19 protein-coding genes are annotated in these 16,642 nt (G+C 43.2%); all 19 read right to left on the reverse strand.

The window, feature by feature from the left end:
* Positions 1-154: 154 nt before the first annotated feature.
* Positions 155-967, reverse strand: coding sequence for a pyruvate, water dikinase regulatory protein (locus C1T29_RS14320; RefSeq protein WP_014664641.1), 813 nt, complete (start codon positions 965-967; stop codon positions 155-157).
* A 25-nt stretch (positions 968-992) separates the two neighbouring features.
* Complete coding sequence (ccpN, locus tag C1T29_RS14325) at positions 993-1,631, reverse strand: transcriptional regulator CcpN (RefSeq protein WP_003237058.1); 639 nt, start codon at positions 1,629-1,631, stop codon at positions 993-995.
* Positions 1,632-1,763: 132 nt separating this feature from the next.
* Positions 1,764-3,803, reverse strand: a complete 2,040-nt coding sequence (glyS, locus tag C1T29_RS14330) for a glycine--tRNA ligase subunit beta (protein WP_103749568.1) — start codon at positions 3,801-3,803, stop codon at positions 1,764-1,766.
* Positions 3,796-4,683, reverse strand: coding sequence for a glycine--tRNA ligase subunit alpha (gene glyQ, locus C1T29_RS14335; RefSeq protein WP_040083765.1), 888 nt, complete (start codon positions 4,681-4,683; stop codon positions 3,796-3,798). The genes glyS and glyQ overlap by 8 nt, the downstream gene beginning before the upstream one ends.
* Positions 4,684-4,979: 296 nt before the next feature.
* A complete protein-coding gene (recO, locus tag C1T29_RS14340) occupies positions 4,980-5,747 on the reverse strand; it encodes a DNA repair protein RecO (RefSeq protein WP_014664644.1) in 768 nt (255 codons plus the stop codon).
* A gap of 36 nt (positions 5,748-5,783) precedes the next feature.
* Positions 5,784-5,927: a YqzL family protein gene (locus C1T29_RS14345; RefSeq protein ID WP_003230053.1), complete on the reverse strand. Its 144-nt coding sequence runs from the start codon at positions 5,925-5,927 to the stop codon at positions 5,784-5,786.
* Between the two features lie 147 nt (positions 5,928-6,074).
* Positions 6,075-6,980 carry a GTPase Era gene (gene era / locus C1T29_RS14350; protein ID WP_103749567.1) on the reverse strand — a complete coding sequence of 302 codons (906 nt, stop codon included), beginning with the start codon at positions 6,978-6,980 and terminating at the stop codon, positions 6,075-6,077.
* Complete coding sequence (locus tag C1T29_RS14355) at positions 6,961-7,371, reverse strand: cytidine deaminase (RefSeq protein ID WP_014664646.1); 411 nt, start codon at positions 7,369-7,371, stop codon at positions 6,961-6,963. The genes era and C1T29_RS14355 overlap by 20 nt, the downstream gene beginning before the upstream one ends.
* Positions 7,372-7,489: 118 nt before the next feature.
* Positions 7,490-7,861, reverse strand: a complete 372-nt coding sequence (locus C1T29_RS14360) for a diacylglycerol kinase family protein (RefSeq protein WP_069149890.1) — start codon at positions 7,859-7,861, stop codon at positions 7,490-7,492.
* Positions 7,842-8,315, reverse strand: coding sequence for an rRNA maturation RNase YbeY (ybeY, locus tag C1T29_RS14365; RefSeq protein WP_014664648.1), 474 nt, complete (start codon positions 8,313-8,315; stop codon positions 7,842-7,844). The genes C1T29_RS14360 and ybeY overlap by 20 nt, the downstream gene beginning before the upstream one ends.
* Positions 8,316-10,451, reverse strand: coding sequence for a cyclic-di-AMP phosphodiesterase PgpH (pgpH, locus tag C1T29_RS14370; protein ID WP_080488017.1), 2,136 nt, complete (start codon positions 10,449-10,451; stop codon positions 8,316-8,318).
* Positions 10,452-10,529: 78 nt separating this feature from the next.
* Complete coding sequence (locus C1T29_RS14375) at positions 10,530-11,489, reverse strand: PhoH family protein (RefSeq protein ID WP_103749566.1); 960 nt, start codon at positions 11,487-11,489, stop codon at positions 10,530-10,532.
* Positions 11,486-12,682, reverse strand: coding sequence for a sporulation protein YqfD (yqfD, locus tag C1T29_RS14380; RefSeq protein WP_103749565.1), 1,197 nt, complete (start codon positions 12,680-12,682; stop codon positions 11,486-11,488). Before yqfD ends, C1T29_RS14375 begins: the two co-directional genes overlap by 4 nt.
* Positions 12,683-12,700: 18 nt before the next feature.
* Entirely contained in the window at positions 12,701-12,982 is a 282-nt protein-coding gene (yqfC, locus tag C1T29_RS14385; RefSeq protein WP_003237082.1) for a sporulation protein YqfC, read from the reverse strand.
* A gap of 56 nt (positions 12,983-13,038) precedes the next feature.
* Entirely contained in the window at positions 13,039-13,458 is a 420-nt protein-coding gene (locus tag C1T29_RS14390; protein ID WP_103749564.1) for a hypothetical protein, read from the reverse strand.
* 24 nt (positions 13,459-13,482) lie between these two features.
* A complete protein-coding gene (gene floA / locus C1T29_RS14395; RefSeq protein ID WP_014664652.1) occupies positions 13,483-14,478 on the reverse strand; it encodes a flotillin-like protein FloA in 996 nt (331 codons plus the stop codon).
* Positions 14,479-14,499: 21 nt separating this feature from the next.
* Positions 14,500-15,813: an NfeD family protein gene (locus tag C1T29_RS14400; RefSeq protein ID WP_103749563.1), complete on the reverse strand. Its 1,314-nt coding sequence runs from the start codon at positions 15,811-15,813 to the stop codon at positions 14,500-14,502.
* Between the two features lie 130 nt (positions 15,814-15,943).
* Positions 15,944-16,390 carry a GatB/YqeY domain-containing protein gene (locus tag C1T29_RS14405; protein WP_095431716.1) on the reverse strand — a complete coding sequence of 149 codons (447 nt, stop codon included), beginning with the start codon at positions 16,388-16,390 and terminating at the stop codon, positions 15,944-15,946.
* Positions 16,391-16,404: 14 nt separating this feature from the next.
* Positions 16,405-16,578: a 30S ribosomal protein S21 gene (rpsU, locus tag C1T29_RS14410; RefSeq protein WP_003152957.1), complete on the reverse strand. Its 174-nt coding sequence runs from the start codon at positions 16,576-16,578 to the stop codon at positions 16,405-16,407.
* Positions 16,579-16,642 lie beyond the last annotated feature (64 nt).

A 16,642-nucleotide genomic window follows, 5' to 3' on the forward strand; every position in this document is an offset into this window, starting at 1 on the left:
ACCCATAATAGTTTATTCGTATCACACGATCCTTAAACCTAAAATTAATCATTTTATCACAATTTTTTATTATAATACAAACTTCGCAAAGAAGCTATTGTTTTTCATTATTCCCTTTTGGCATAGCCAAAAACCCAGGATAGAGCGTCCTGAGTTATAAGTTTTTTGTTTTGAGATGATGGATAATATTCGCTGTTTCTTCAACAGCTTTATTTGAAACATCAACAACCTGGCAGCCGATCCGATCCACAATCTTTTCGAAATACTCCAGTTCCTCTTTGATTCGGTTGATATTTGCATAAATCGCTTTATCATTAAGCCCGAGTGATTTTAAGCGTTCTTTTCTGATATGATTCAGTTTATCAGGGCTAATCTTTAAGCCGATGCATTTTTTCGGATCAACGTTAAAAAGTTCTTCCGGTGGATCAACCTCAGGTACAATCGGAACATTGGCAACCTTCAGGCGCTTGTGTGCGAGATATTGAGACAGCGGTGTTTTAGACGTTCTTGAGACGCCGATCAAAACGATATCAGCTTTTAAAATCCCTCTTGGATCACGTCCATCATCGTATTTAACTGCAAACTCGATGGCCTCCACTTTTTTGAAATAATCTTCATCAAGCTGGCGGACCCGCCCCGGTTCGTATTTCGCTGTTAAACCGTAGGCCGTTTCCATTTTATCAATTAACGGGCCGATAATATCATAATATAAAACATTTGCTTTTTCCGCTTCGGCTATCAAATATTCTCTGATTTCCGGCACTACGAGTGTAAAACAGATAATGCCCCCGTCTGCCTTTGCAAGTGAAATCACTTCATTGATAGTGCCTATATCTTCAACATAAGGAATTCTTCTTACATGTGTATCATCCGCCGATCCGTTAAATTGGCTGAGTGCTGCTTTTACTACCAATTCGGCCGTTTCACCGACGGAATCCGATACAACATAGATGATGCGGTTATTCATATTATCCCCCCGTTAGTTTGCAATCTTATAGGATTTCATTTTCCGATAAACTGACAAGTATTTTTGTCATATTTGTTTTTGTCACTCTGCCGATTACTTCAAAGCCTTTATCGGTATCTTTGATGACAGGCAGCGCATCAATTTGTTTTTCTATTAAGTGCTTTGCAATGTCCATTACATAATCCTCACGTCTGCACACCGTAATGTTCGGCATCCTTGTCATGATGATGTGAACAGGGACCGATGTAAGCTCCTGCTGGCCAATGCTCGCTCTGAGCAAGTCCTTTCGTGAAAGCACCCCGACTAAAACAGCATCGCGGTCCACCACAAACAGAGTACCTACATCTTCTAAAAACATGGTGCAAATCGCATCGTACACAGAAACGTTTTCGTGAATCACTACGGGGATAGATTGAAAGTCTTTCACCTGAAGCTTTTTGAGTTTATCCGCCAAAAGCTGTGTGCCGGTTTTTCCCGTATAGAAATAACCGACTCTCGGGCGCGCCTCGAGGAATCCTGACATGGTGAGTATGGCTAAATCCGGACGCAATGTCGCCCTGGTTAGGTTCAGCTTTTCTGCAATATGCTCCCCTGTAATCGGCCCGTTTTCTTTTACAATCTGCAAAATATGTTCTTGCCGTTTATTTAGTTCGATCGTACTCACCACCTTTTCACTTCATAGCTATGTAAAGAAATAATAATCCATATTATAGCGTAAATATCTTGTAATCAAACAAAAAACTTATAAATGGGGAAAAGACGATTACCGATCACACAGCAACCGCCTTTTCTCTCTTTATTTTACAATAAGGGCATTCATATTCGCAAAGGACTTGATCTCATCCGCCAAGCTTACCATTTGCGCTAAACGATTTGCCTTTAATGCCTCATTATCCGCTATAACCATTGTATGATCGAAGTAAGCATCGATCGGTTCTTTTAAGGCTGCAAGTGAAGCAAGCGCCGCCTCATAATCTTTTTTCCTGAAGTTTTCCTGCAGATTTTGCTTCGCTGTTTGGTAGGCATCAAACAGCTTTGCTTCGTATTCATTTTCAAACAGATCAGGCTGAATGTCTCCGCGGACTCCTTTTTTGCTGATAGAGATCACTCGGCCTAACGCTTCAGCTGTTTCTTTAAAGCCAGGTGCACCAAGCTTTTGTTCCAGTACTTGCGCTTTATGCAGCGCTGAGTATGGCTCAAGCTCAGAGCTTTCCAGCACGGCGTCGATGACATCATGTCTGATTTGTTCAGCATTCAAGACATATTTCAGGCGCTGAGTGAAGAAATCCAGCAGTTCATTTTCTTTATCAGTTTGAACAAAAGTAAGCAGCTCTTCAAATGAAATTCCCCAGTTGCGGTCAAGAAGAATCGCAACAATACCGCTTGCCTGGCGGCGCAGTCCGTAAGGGTCCTGAGAACCGGTCGGAATAACGCCGATTGAGAAGAATGAAGCGATAGTGTCAAGCTTATCCGCCATTGCTACAACAGCTCCTGTAAAAGTAGAAGGCGTTTCTCCGCCAGCTGATCTAGGCATATAATGTTCATTGACTGCCGCAGCCACAGCTTCATCTTCACCAAGCATTCTCGCATACTTTTCGCCCATAATTCCTTGAAGTTCAGGGAATTCATATATCATATGCGTGACAAGGTCGAATTTAGAAATTTCAGCAGCTCGCTTCACATGTTTTAACGTATCTCCATCAGCCTGGAGACGAACGGCAAGCTTCTCTGCGATTGATGTGACTCTTCTAACCTTATCAGCTAGAGAACCAAGCTCTTCATGGAACACAATGTTTTCAAGCTTCTTCACGTTTGCATCAATGTTCAGTTTCTGATCTTCCTTGTAGAAGAATGAAGCATCAGACAAACGCGCGCGCAACACCTTTTCATTGCCTCGGGCCACATTTTCGATCGCGTGGCTGTTGCCGTTTCGGACTGTGATAAAGTGAGGAAGCAAGTCACCGTTTTTGTCTTTGACAGGGAAGTAGCGCTGATGCTCTTTCATTGTCGTGACAAGCACTTCCTCAGGAATTGACAGAAACTCAGATTCAAATGAACCGTAAAGAGCTGTCGGGTATTCTACTAAATGATTCACTTCATCAAGAAGATCTTCGTCAACCGGAATGCTCCAATTGTGTTCTGCAGCCATTGCCTCCAGCTGGGATTGAATCATTCGCTTCCGGGTGGTAGGATCAGCAATAACATGCTGTTCTTTCAGCTGCTTTTCATAAGCTGAAGGTGATTCAATTGACACTTCTTGTCCGAGGAAACGATGTCCCTGTGTTGTCCGTCCAGATTCAACGTTTGTGATCGAAAATGGAATGACATCCTGTCCAAATAATGCGACAATCCATTTGATCGGTCGGATATAACGCAAATCTTCATTTCCCCAGCGCATGTTTTTCGAGAAATGCAAGCTTGTAATTAAACCGCTCAGTTCTGGCAGAAGCGATTTCGTTTCTTGGCCGGCTTGGAATTTTTGCACGAATACATACTCTGTGCCTTTTACTTCTTTGATGTACAGGTCTTCCACATTCGCGCCTTGGCCTTTTGAAAATCCGATTGCCGCTTTTGTCCAGTTTCCGTCTGCATCTTGGGCAATTTTTTTCGCAGGTCCTTTTGCTTCCTCTTTTATATCATCCTGCTTTTCTGCAACATCCTTAACGAAAACAGCAAGACGTCTCGGTGTATTGAAGAGCTTCACTTCACCGTGAGTAATATTTTTTTCTTTAAGCCAGCCTGTCAGCTTCTCGCCAAGCTGAACCATGCTTTCATTCAAAAAGCGCGCCGGCATTTCCTCTAATCCGATCTCTAAAAGTAAATCCTGTTTACTCATGAGAAGAACCCTCCCCTTTAAGCATTGGGAACCCTAGTTTTTCTCGTTCCTCATAATAGGTTTTTGCTACTTTTCTAGCTAAATTCCGCACTCTTGCGATATAGCCCGTCCGCTCGGTAACAGAGATCGCACCTTTGGCGTCAAGAAGATTGAAGGTGTGCGAGCACTTCAGCACATAGTCATATGCAGGATGAACAAGTCCGTTATCCATTTGCTTGATCGCTTCTTTTTCATATGTGCTGAACAGTTGGAACAGCATATCGACGTCTGACGTTTCAAATGTATAAACGGAATGCTCATATTCAGCCATCATGAATAAATCTTTTACTGTAAACCCTGTCGTCCATTCCAAGTCGAAAACATTTTCTTTATCCTGGATATAAGACGCGAGACGCTCGATTCCATACGTAATTTCTACTGAAACCGGTTTACATTCAAGTCCTCCGACCTGCTGGAAATACGTAAATTGTGTAATTTCCATTCCATCAAGCCATACTTCCCAGCCAAGACCCGCACAGCCTAAAGACGGATTCTCCCAGTTGTCTTCAACAAAACGAATATCGTGCTCAAGCGGATCAATTCCGAGAGCCCGCAAGGAATCTAAATACAGCTCTTGAATGTTATCAGGAGACGGTTTGATAATGACCTGGAACTGATGATGCTGATACAATCTGTTTGGGTTCTCCCCGTATCGGCCGTCTGCAGGGCGTCTTGAAGGCTCTACATAAGCCACTTTCCACGGCTCAGGGCCGATGCTGCGCAAAAATGTATACGGGCTCATCGTGCCGGCTCCTTTTTCTACATCGTAAGCCTGCATAAGCACACAGCCCTGACTGGACCAATGCTTTTGCAAGGTAAGAATCATGTCTTGAATATTCATTTCAAGCACCTCCACTTTTCTTTCATAAAATGACTGCGGCAGCAACCAAAAAACTCCCGTCTCTATGCTTGCCTGCCGCAAACATAGGGACGAGAGTTCTCCCGCGGTTCCACCCTAGTTGCTGAGAAGAAAACCCCAGCCTCTTTTTTAAAATTGCTCAAGAATGCCTTTCGTTGCGTGCTCATCCTTAGCTTACACCGCCCTAAGGTCGCTTTCATGAGGTAAACGCAAGTACTTCTTTCTCTCACTGCAACATATTTTATAATAAATGATCATATAAAAAGATGGACCAAATGTCAACTTTTGTTTTCACCCATAAGATGTTTCATGCTTTCCATTTGATCTAAAAAGCGCTTTGATTTTAAATATAACCCTGAATATTCTTCGTAATACAAATCAATCACTTGCTTTAATTCAGCTTTTGTTTCCTCTTTTAAGGACACATTGCCCAGCCTCGACAGATCGAAGTAATAAAAGAGTCTCAACAGCCTTGCTGTTTGCGGTTTAATCGGAATCCTGTAAGGATCTTTTTCAAAACAGCGATGGCATATAAAACCATTATCACGGACAGAAAAATGAAAGGTCCCGTCTTGGCTTTTACAATGCACACAATGATTCAGCTCAGGATACAGCCCCATGACACCGAGCATCTTCATTTGAACAATGAAGGTGATAACATCCGGATCTGTTCCTTCATTCAGCTGTTTTAGTGATTCTAATATAAATTCAAATAAATAAGGATTTGGCTTTCTTTCCTCTGTGCCTCTGTCGACTAATTCAGCAATATATGCGGCATAGGCTGTTAAAAACAAGTCTTCCCTGATGCCTCTCATGCTGAGGATCATTTCCCCCTGCTGAAGCGTTCCGAGGCCTGATGTTTTTTGCATTAAAAATGAACCATACAAAAAGGGCTGGCTGACTGCTGATAAACGGCTGTTCGGTTTTTTGGCGCCTCGTGCCATAACACCTATTTTTCCGTGTTCTCTTGTCAGTAATGTTACGATTTTATTCGTCTCTCCGTAATCATTTGTGCGAAGAACGATCCCTTCACATTTTGTCAGCATTTCCGCACCTTCCTAAAGCAGGAGCGGCCAAGAGGTTTATAAAATTGGATAATCAAATCGGGCTAGCTCATCTTCTAGTTCTTCGGGTCTTTCCATGTTCTCTTTTTCCAGTTCTTTAAAAAGAAGATACGTATCAACATTTCCTGTTTGAGAAAATACGTTCCAGGTAAAATTCAACACAAGAAACCCACCTTTCTGTAGTTAAACTAGCTTACCTAAATTCCAAATTCTTACCTTTATCTTGACCAGATGTCCTCCATTTCATGTTAAACAAAATTTGCTAATGTATCCCTGTTCCTGTGAGATAATGTCCCACACGGCAAGAGATTAATATTCGTCCTCTTTAAAGCCAAAATCGCGAAGCTGGGACATTTTATTGCGCCAATCTTTCTGCACTTTCACCCACAATTCAAGGTAGACACGGGAGCCTAACAGTGCTTCAATATCCGCCCTCGCTCTTTTTCCGACCTCTTTCAGAAGGCTTCCTTTTTTACCAATCACGATGCCTTTCTGGGAATCCCGCTCGACCACAATCGTTGCCGCTACATGCACAGAACCGTTGTCCTGCCCTTTGATGGATTCGATGGCCACCGCAATGCTGTGCGGGATTTCTTCTCTCGTCAAATGCAGCACCTTTTCCCTGATTAATTCAGAAATGATAAATCGCTCTGGGTGGTCGGTGACCTGATCACTCGGATAGAATTGCGGCCCTTCCGGCAAATACGCTTCAATCTGAGCGAGCAATGTTTCGATGTTATTTCCTTCTAGAGCAGAAATCGGAACAATTTCATTAAAAGGATAACGTCCGCGGTATTCGTCAATTAACAAAAGCAATTGGTCGGGATGAATTTTATCAATTTTGTTTACGATTAAAAATACAGGCGTAGACATCTGCTGCAATTTCTCAATGATGAATTCGTCGCCTTTCCCGTAGCCTTCCTCGGCATTGATCATAAACAAGATCAAATCAACTTCTTTTAATGTATTTTGCGCCACTTTCATCATAAAGTCCCCGAGCTTATGCTTAGGTTTATGAATCCCTGGTGTGTCAATAAAAATGGTTTGTGATGTGCCTGTCGTTAATACCCCTTGCACCTTGTTTCTCGTCGTTTGGGGCTTATCGCTCATGATCGCGATTTTTTGCCCTATGACTCTGTTCAAAAATGTAGACTTTCCTACGTTTGGTCTTCCAATAATGGATACAAATCCTGATTTAAAGCTTTCGTTCGTCATGTAAATCCTCCGATGAAAATGCGCCTGGCAGTAATTCTTCCACAGTCATTTCTTTTATTTGTCCTTGTAAATTAGTCAGTACGACAACAACGTCCTTTGTGCAAAGCTCAGAAATCACCTGGCGGCAGGCTCCGCACGGAGATACCGGTCCAGGGGTGTCAGCCGCAACGGCCAGCATCTGAAACTCTGTATCCCCTTCAGAAACAGCTTTAAATAAAGCGGTACGCTCAGCGCAATTGCACATGCTGTATGCAGCGTTCTCAATGTTGCAGCCTCTGTACACTTTTCCATCCTTGGTAAGAAGAGCGGCTCCTACTTGAAACTTGGAATACGGCGCATATGCCATATCACGCGCTTTTAAAGCTTCTGTTATTAATTCTTGTCTGTTCATGTGTACATTCCTCTCTTACCTATAATGGTACCGCTATCACTTTATATTTTACATAATCGCGCGCTTTTTTTCACGCCCATTTCTAAAAATGTAAAATAAATGTAAGAATTTTCAGCCATTACAGCTTTGGCAAAAAAATAAGTAAACCAATGATACACGAAATGACGGCAAAAACGCAAACAGCCCCGGCGGCAGCGTCCTTGGCCGCTTTAGCAAGAGGGTGATGTTTGTCAGTTATTAAATCAACCGTATGTTCAACGGCTGTATTTAAAAGCTCAAGCGAAAACATTCCGCCAATCAAAAGGAATATAATCACCCACTCTATCGTGCTGAGTCCTACAAGGAAGCCGCAAATGAGAACAACGCAGGCGGCTGCGGCATGAAATTGGAAATTCCGCTCCGTCCGCGCTGTTTTCCAGATTCCCCGGCCTGCATGCACGAAGCTTTTGTAGAATCGCTTCAGCTCATTTCTATGATCTCTTGAGTCCATAAGCGTCCAGCAAATCCTTTTGCTTAGTAAACATCTCCTCTTCTTCCTCTTTCGTCATATGGTCATATCCTAAAAGGTGCAGAAATCCGTGTACGGCAAGAAATCCGAGCTCTCTTTTAAAAGAATGATTATACTCCTCTGCCTGCTCTCTTGTGCGATCGGCACTGATGATAATATCACCTAAAACCGGAGGCATCTCCGCGCCCACGATTTCGACCTCGCCTTCTCCCTCTTCTTCAAGAGCAAATGAGATGACATCTGTCGGTGTATCCTTTCCCCGGTATTCTTTGTTAATCTGCTGTATGTCATCATTGGTAACGATCGTGACAGAAACCTCAGCCTGATCCTGAACGCCTTCACGCTCAGCAGCAAATTGAAGCAGATTTTCTACTTCTTTGAGCATCTCTTCTGAGACGCTTCCTGTTTCATCAACGATATCAATCAGTAAACTCATCTATTTCACCTTCTTAGTAGCCTCCGGATATTCAATCCGGGAGTGGAAAATTCCTTTTAATGTTGCACAGAGTGTTTTTGCGATTGTATCCAGCTCTTTAAATGTCAAATCGCATTCACTGAACTGTCCGTCCTGAAGCTTATCGGATATAATACCCCGGACAAGCTTTTCAATTCGTTCAGGATTTGGGTTATGCATGGATCTGACGGCCGCTTCAACACTGTCGGCCACTGATATAATTGCGGCTTCCTTTGACTGCGGCTTCGGCCCCGGATAACGGAACTCTTCCTCTGTAATCTGGTCGCCTTTTTCCTTCGCTTTATAGTAAAAAAACTTTAAAAGCGAGGTTCCATGATGCTGCTCAGCAATATCGACAAGCTCTTTCGGAAATTTATAGCTTCTCAGCATGTTCGCACCGTCAGTCGTATGCGAGATGATAATATTTTTACTCAGCTGAGGAGACAGTTTATCATGCGGATTGTCAATATTCATTTGGTTTTCAATAAAATATTGCGGGCGCTTTGTTTTTCCGAGATCGTGATAATATGCGCCGACTCTTGCAAGCAAACCATTAGCCCCAACCGCTTCACAGGCTGCCTCTGATAAATTGGCGACCATTACACTGTGATGATATGTACCTGGTGTTTCTGTCAGTATTTTGCGCAATAGCGGATGGTTAGGATTAGACAGCTCGAGCAGCCTCATGGTGGATAAAATGCCAAAGCCCGTCTCAAAAAACGGCATCAGGCCGATGATTAATACCGATGAAGCAAACCCCGACACAACCCCCATGAGCATTAACGTGCCGATTTCAAGACCCGAAAGCGCAGTGTTCTGGATCAATAATAAGGATAGAACGACAACCATATTAATAAACGCCACGAAAAGTCCGGTCTGCAAAATTTTTGACCTTGCATTATGTTTTCCTAAAAATAAAACGCCTGAAATACCGCTAATCAAATAATAAATCCCTATGACATAATTGAATGTTCCTGTCACACCCTGATTAAACATCATACTCCCGCAAATCGCAAGAATGATACTTCCCAAAATGGCAATGCGTTCATTCATCAGCAGTTTGATTAAGATGGCGCCGGCCGCAATGGGGACCAGATAGCCGATATTATTATATTCCATCTTCTGAAACAAACTGACAACCTCCATGATCACAAGCAAAAGTGTTGTGATAATAGAGAATAGCAGAATGGATTGGTTTTTAAACTTTAGGTTTTGTTTCTGTTTTTCAAAATAATATACAAGTGTTGCAATGAACAGTCCGATCATAATCAATAGCCCGCTGATCGGCTTAAAGAGATTTGAGTTATTTAATAACCCGGTCAGCTCAAGTTTTCTGTACACTTCCCGATCAATAAGGTCATTTTCTTCCACGAGCACTTGCCCCTGTTTGATTTGAACTTGCTGGACATTGTCTGACGCTTCCTGCCGCTTTGCCTCTGTTGCTTTCGGATCGAAGACGTAATTCGGAATAATAGCAAAACGCCCGATTTCTGTCGCAGCTCCCAAGTATTTAGATGGAATAGAATTGCTCTTTAGCTCTTTTTCTACTTTATCCTTTGCATCAGATAGCTTATCCGAAGGGATTTCACTGCTCATGACCGTATTTACCGCGGTAATGACCGTATCTCTGACAAAAGAAAAGTCTTCACTGTCTGCTTTCAGCAATGTCTTGATGGAGTCCTCGGATATGGAATCATTCACATCTGACGTCAATTTATCCTTTACGGATTTGACCATTGATTTTTCCGATGGGGATTTGCTGCTTTCTTCCGATGATTTTTTCACTTCACTGATACTGTCGAATATTGATGACACAAGGTCTATCCGATTATCTGTGTATTCTTTTTTTAATGTATATTGATCCTCAACCGCGTCCTCAGCGGCTTGCTTTTTTTCCTCCGTGGCTTTTTGATCTTCCACGGTTGCCGGAGCATAAATGGTCTTGTCGCTGACTGAAAACAGGTCTAAATCAAGTGTTTCCGGCTTAACATGTACAAAGAGCAAAGCAAACATAATGGCAGCCAGCAGAAGATACAGCAGTACATGCATGGAGCGGGCATTTTTAAAATTGCTCCATTTTTTTGAGCTGCTTTTGGTCTTAGCCTTCTTTTTCAACACAAGAACCTCCTCTTGAAACATCAAGCCCACAAGCAATCATAAAAATGACCCGATAACGCGCGATCGGGTCATTCAGCATTAATTTTGCTTATCGTATGCTTCAATAATTTTCGCAACAAGCGGATGTCTGACCACGTCTGTCTGGTCTAGCTCAATCATAGAAATGCCGTCTATTCCTTTCAGCATCTCCTTCGCTACTGCAAGTCCCGATTTGACGCCTTTCGGCAGGTCAATTTGGCTAACGTCACCTGTAATGATCATTTTAGAGCCAAAACCCAGTCTCGTCAAAAACATTTTCATTTGAGCAGGCGTGGTATTCTGTGCTTCATCAAGTATAACATAAGCATCATCGAGCGTCCGTCCCCTCATATATGCAAGCGGAGCAATTTCAATGATGCCTCTTTCCATCAGACGTTCTGTATGATCTGCACCAAGCACATCATGGAGAGCGTCATACAGCGGGCGCAAATAAGGATCTACTTTTTCTTTTAGGTCACCTGGGAGAAAACCGAGGCTTTCACCGGCTTCCACGGCAGGCCTTGTTAAAATGATTTTTTTAATATGTCCGTTTTTTAAAGCATGGACTGCTTTTACGACAGCCAGGTACGTTTTCCCGGTTCCCGCCGGACCAATGCCGAATACAAGGTCATTCCGCTTCATAGCGGCCACGTATTCCCGCTGTCCCATTGTTTTTACACGGATTGATTTGCCTTTTGCGTTTTTTGTAATTTCTTCTTCATACATGCTTTCATAGTATTCAAGTTCATTCTTCTTTGCCATTTTGATGGCGTAAATCACATCACGTTCAGAGATCTCTATCCCCTTGCGAATTAAAGCGAGGAGTGATCCCAGCAGCCTGTCTGCAATCTGAAACGATTCATCATCGCCTGAAACATAAATCGTCTCGCCGCGCGTAATGATATTTACATTCAGATCTTTCTCCATCAATTTCAAAAAAGAATCTTGGTTCCCGAAGAGTGAAAGCGCCTCGTCCGGGTTTTTCAGTTTTTGATTCATCGCAAGTAAATGTTCTGTCATTCTTCAGTCTCCCTGACAATAGGTGTGGTTTGAACGATATCTTCTATAACTTGGTAGAGAATAATCAACTTTACTTTACCATTCTCAACAGTCTGGTGCAAAACTTTTTCACTTTTCACCTCGCCGTTTTCGCCTATTTTATCCTCTACATCCTGTTTACCCAATTTAATGCCTTCTTGAACTGCTTCTTCTTTTGTATATTTTCGCAAAGCCTCTTCACTTTCTCTTGTTTGCTCTTTGACATAGGATACAGGGAGCTTAAATCCGAGAAAATGAAGCGAGTGCTTTTCTTGTTCTGTTTTTGGATGCTTCAATTCCTCTTTTTTAAACGTCATCCCCCAGATCGGGATTGCCAACGAGCCAAAAGAAAGCTTGTGCTTTGTCCTTACTTTGCCCGTATAGACGTTAAATAATGTTTCAAGCGGAACTGTCACTTCTGATCTATACCAGGTTTCTCCGTAAATTTCTGCTTTTGAGGCGACTTCCTGCTGATGGTCTTCACTGCCGATCAGCCCAGAAACAAGCAGCTGTCCCTTTTCAACATGGTCGTGTATGGCGGCCATGGGCTGCCCTTTTTGCACAAACATTCTCGTAATCGTTGCTTTCTTTTTGGCGACAATATTGCGCGGGCTAACATACTTTTCTTTTTCGGGCTCATTTTTCTCCACGACTTTCATGTGAATGGTCGTCCCCTTCAGATCAACGCCGACCCAGGTGATATTGTCTATTCCATTGGTTAATGATTTCTGTATTTTTTCGGGTGACATCATTAAAAACTGCAGACGGCCCTTTTTAACGCCGATTTCATTAAGATGCTGCCTCATTTGATGCTCTGTTTCAGGCTTAGCGCCTGTCACATCAATTTTCCACACCATATTGGAAAGCAAAAACGAAAGGATGAAAAAAATCGCAAAACCGATCGTAAACCCTATATTCAGCTTTGATTTCAGCAACAGGAAGGGAAAACCCTTCCGATTGATAAATCGGGCTTTACATTTAAATTTACTTCTCACCCGCCGAAAGGCATGTACATCCTGAAGCTGTATATATAACGATACGGCTTCTTTCTTTTTTTTGACATGAAAGACTGGAATCCCCTGTCTTGTGCATTCATTAAGGAGCCGCTCAATCCCTCTTCCCGTCAATTCAAGCTGGACCTTACCCGAAAAAAAAGACAGCCATTTATTTTTCACAACATTTCCCCCTCGGCTTTATGACTCAACATATCGAACGACATCAATCGTACCCTCCAAAAGTATTTCTTCCGGAAGAATCGCCTTGATGACAAAATTTTTACCAGATATGATGCACTGGCCCTGCTTCAGCATCAGCCTCACTTCATTCTCGCTGAAAAGCAAAAGACCTCTGTGGTTTTCTATGTAGATATGAAGTCTGCCAACCATTGTAATCCTCGGCAAATCCATCATAACGTCCGGGGGAATTTCCAATGCTCTTGTCAGCCAAGCTTTCACACGATTCTTTCTTTGCCCCATACAAAAAGAACCCCCTTTCATCTCATATGTATGATTTGAAAGGAGGTTCTAACACTTTAATTTTTACGGGCCGGGCGCATCGTATGATGAGGTTTTTTCGCCCTTGGAGGTCCGAATACCTCTCCTAGAACGATCCCCTGTACCACGGTGTCTTTATTCACCTGGAGCATTTTTTGTTTTGTGTATACTGCTTTTTGTTTGGCAGCAGTAAGATCTCGTTCCAGCCCTTTCAGATTTCTTTCTGTTTCCCTGCGTCTTTCTTCCGCTTCCCGTCTTGCCTGTTCCATGCGGTTAGGGATAGGTGCAGGAGCTTCTTCTATTGGCTGCTTCTTTTGAGGGGAAGCAGTTTGCACCTGTTGAGGTATTTTTCTTTTTTGGCTGTTTTGCTTTTCTTCTTTGCTCTTTTTGCCGAAAATCGCAGAAATAATTCCGATGATCGCTGCAATAATAAGCGGATTTGTCAGTAGATCTTCCATCAGCTTTCTCCCTTCTTAGAGAGATTATGATTTGCGGTCTTCATCCGACGGGTCTTTCGTCAGCTTGCCGAATGAATCACGCATATCTGTGTCAGCATCAATGTTCTTGATATTCATGTAATCCATGACGCCAATATTCCCTTCACGCAAGGCCTCCGCCATCGCAAGCGGCACTTCTGCCTCGGCTTCTACCACTTTCGCGCGCATTTCTTCTACGCGGGCGCGCATTTCCTGTTCTTGAGCGACAGCCATTGCACGCCGTTCTTCCGCTTTTGCCTGCGCGATGTTTTTATCAGCCTCGGCCTGATCAGTTTGTAAAATCGCACCGATGTTTTTACCGATGTCAACATCAGCAATATCAATCGAGAGAATTTCAAATGCCGTTCCTGAGTCCAATCCTTTTCCTAGTACCGTCTGAGAAATCATGTCGGGGTTTTCAAGCACTTTTTTGTGATTTTCGGATGAACCGATTGTAGAGACGATCCCTTCACCGACACGGGCAACAATGGTTTCTTCCCCCGCTCCCCCGACGAGACGTTCGATATTCGCTCTTACTGTGATTCTCGCTTTCGCTTTCACTTCAATCCCGTCCATGGCAACACCGGCAATAAATGGTGTTTCAATCACCTTAGGATTAACGCTCATTTGAACAGCTTCCAACACGTCCCGGCCTGCAAGATCAATGGCAGCACAACGCTCGAATGTGAGTTCAATGTTAGCTCGCTGAGCGGCGATAAGCGCGTTGACAACTCTGTCAACATTACCTCCGGCCAGGTAGTGGCTTTCTAGCTGATTTGTTCCGACATTAAGTCCCGCTTTATGCGCTTTAATCAGCGGGTTAACAACCCGGTTCGGTATGACGCGGCGAAGCCTCATCCCAACCAGGGTGAAAATGCTGATTTTCACTCCGGCTGCTAAAGCTGAAATCCAAAGCATTACAGGCACAAATGTAAAAAATACAGCCAAAACAATGATCGCGACTGCGACAATTGCCAGAATCATAAATGTTGACGGATCCATATAACTTCTCCTCGTTTCTATTTAAATTTCTCTCACGACAATACGTGAGCCTTCTACTTTAATCACTTTTACTTTCTTATCTTTTTCTGTAAACGATCCCTCCGAAACAACGTCAAGGCGTTCATCGTCAATAATGACGGTACCGGAAGGACGCAGCGGTGTAGAGGTTATACCCACCTTTCCCATTAGGTCCGTCCGCGTTTGATTTGATACGTAGCCGCTCTCCGTATTTGTAGAATCATTTAATATCAATTTTCTAAAGAATTTCATACGCTTTCCCAACACCCTTGTCAGTAAAATAAAAGCTGTAATTGAAACAGCTGTGGCGATCAAGAGAGAAACCGCCATGACAGTGAAGCTCCCCGCGGCTAAAAACAGGCTCACAATAATCGACCCCAAGCCAAGTAAACCAATGATTCCTCCAGGAAGGAAAATCTCAAGCAGGATGAGGATCACCCCTGCGATAAAGAGGAGAACCGTCTCATACCCGGCAAGGCCTGCTGCGAGATGACCGTAGAAAAACAGCAATAACGCAATGAATCCAGCCGTTCCAGGGAGGCCGACACCCGGGGAAAAAAGCTCTACTGTCAGACCTAAAAAAGCGATAGTCAGCAGAATGGGGACAATGACCGGACTCGTCAGCCATCTTGCTGTTTTTTCCGCAAAGCTTTCCTTTGCATAGCTGATCTGCGCTTTTTCGAACCCAAGCTTCTTTACGAGCGCGGATACATTGTCAGCCGTGCCTTCTGAATAGCCTACCTCCATCGCCTTGTCTGCGTTAAGTGTCAGCAGATCTCCCTTAGGCGCGCCGACTTCCTTGGCATCTATATCCGGGTCAGCCATTGCGAGCGCATATTTTGGATCGCGATTATTTTTCACTGCGGCATCTTCCATCTCTGCCAGCCAAAGTGATTCAGCTTTTTGGTCAGCGGCATTGCCTTGGCCATCAATAATCGCGGCGGCTCCCATTTTTCCGCCAGGCGCCATATAAATGTGATCGGCTTGCAGCGCAATGTATGCACCAGCAGACAACGCGCGTTTGTTTACATATGCAGTTACGGGGATCTCGCTTTCGGTGATCACATCCGCCATATCAATAGCAGATTTGACTAATCCCCCCGGTGTATTGATATCAAGAATAATGTGGGCTGCATGTGCATCCTTTGCATCTTGTAACGAACGGGACAAAAACGAGGCGAGATCCTGTTCGACATTTTTCTCAACCGGGATCACATATACAGTTTGTTTTTCTGCTTTTGCGTTCAGCTGTACGCCAAATAAAGAAAGTAAAAATATACTCAAAAGAACAGCACGGAATCCTTTGATTTGAAGCAAGGGCTGTGTATCCCTCCTTCCTTTTATAATAAGTGCCTTCTCTTCATACGTAACAAATGTATCAAAGGTTTCATTTTTTTATGTATAAAAAAAGACATCTCTCTTAGAAAGATGTCCTTTTCTTTGCCATTTAAGACAGTTGACTGCTCACAAGCTTATTAATTAAACTTCCGTCAGCTTTACCTTTTACTTTAGGCATAATTGCCCCCATCACTTTGCCCATGTCCGCTTTTGAGTTCGCACCGACCTCTGCGATGGTTTCATTTACGATTGTACGCAGCTCTTCTTCTGACAGCTGCTCAGGTAAATAAACTTCTAAAATGTCCAGCTCTTTTTGAACTTTATCTACTAAATCTAAACGATTAGCGTTTGAAAATTCCTGGAGGGAGTCTTTACGTTGCTTAAGTTCACGAGAAAGGACAGTGAGTTCCTCATCCTCGGTCAAACTGTCTTTCTTAAGCTTAATTGCTTCATTTTGAAGTGAAGCCTTAACCATTCGAACGACAGTCAGTTTGTCTTTCTCACGGTTTTTCATATACAGCTTCATATCCTGGTTGAGACGCTCAAGAAGACTCATAAATCCACCCTCTTTTAGAATTTGCGTTTTCTAGCAGCTTCAGACTTTTTCTTGCGCTTTACGCTAGGCTTTTCATAAAATTCACGCTTTCTTGCTTCTTGCAAAGTACCTGTCTTTGATACACTGCGTTTGAAGCGACGAAGAGCATCTTCAAGCGATTCGTTTTTTCTAACGACCGTTTTTGACATTCTCTTTCCCTCCCTCCGAATACACCAATCGACTACCTTTAAGTTACACATATAAACATGTACT

It is taken from the genome of Bacillus sp. MBGLi79 (assembly GCF_002953915.1).

Bases quoted from the DNA above. Each gene is read 5' to 3' on its own strand.
- C1T29_RS14375 (WP_103749566.1), bottom strand. From the start codon at position 11,489: ATGACAGAACATTTACTTGCGATGAATCAAAAACTGAAAAACCCGGAC.
- floA (WP_014664652.1), bottom strand. From the start codon at position 14,478: ATGGATCCGTCAACATTTATGATTCTGGCAATTGTCGCAGTCGCGATC.
- glyS (WP_103749568.1), bottom strand. From the start codon at position 3,803: ATGAGTAAACAGGATTTACTTTTAGAGATCGGATTAGAGGAAATGCCG.
- C1T29_RS14360 (WP_069149890.1), bottom strand. From the start codon at position 7,861: ATGGACTCAAGAGATCATAGAAATGAGCTGAAGCGATTCTACAAAAGC.
- era (WP_103749567.1), bottom strand. From the start codon at position 6,980: ATGACGAACGAAAGCTTTAAATCAGGATTTGTATCCATTATTGGAAGA.
- C1T29_RS14390 (WP_103749564.1), bottom strand. From the start codon at position 13,458: ATGGAAGATCTACTGACAAATCCGCTTATTATTGCAGCGATCATCGGA.
- yqfC (WP_003237082.1), bottom strand. From the start codon at position 12,982: ATGGGGCAAAGAAAGAATCGTGTGAAAGCTTGGCTGACAAGAGCATTG.
- rpsU (WP_003152957.1), bottom strand. From the start codon at position 16,578: ATGTCAAAAACGGTCGTTAGAAAAAACGAATCGCTTGAAGATGCTCTT.
- C1T29_RS14320 (WP_014664641.1), bottom strand. From the start codon at position 967: ATGAATAACCGCATCATCTATGTTGTATCGGATTCCGTCGGTGAAACG.
- recO (WP_014664644.1), bottom strand. From the start codon at position 5,747: ATGCTGACAAAATGTGAAGGGATCGTTCTTCGCACAAATGATTACGGA.
- C1T29_RS14355 (WP_014664646.1), bottom strand. From the start codon at position 7,371: ATGAACAGACAAGAATTAATAACAGAAGCTTTAAAAGCGCGTGATATG.
- C1T29_RS14405 (WP_095431716.1), bottom strand. From the start codon at position 16,390: ATGAGTCTTCTTGAGCGTCTCAACCAGGATATGAAGCTGTATATGAAA.
- ybeY (WP_014664648.1), bottom strand. From the start codon at position 8,315: ATGAGTTTACTGATTGATATCGTTGATGAAACAGGAAGCGTCTCAGAA.
- glyQ (WP_040083765.1), bottom strand. From the start codon at position 4,683: ATGAATATTCAAGACATGATTCTTACCTTGCAAAAGCATTGGTCCAGT.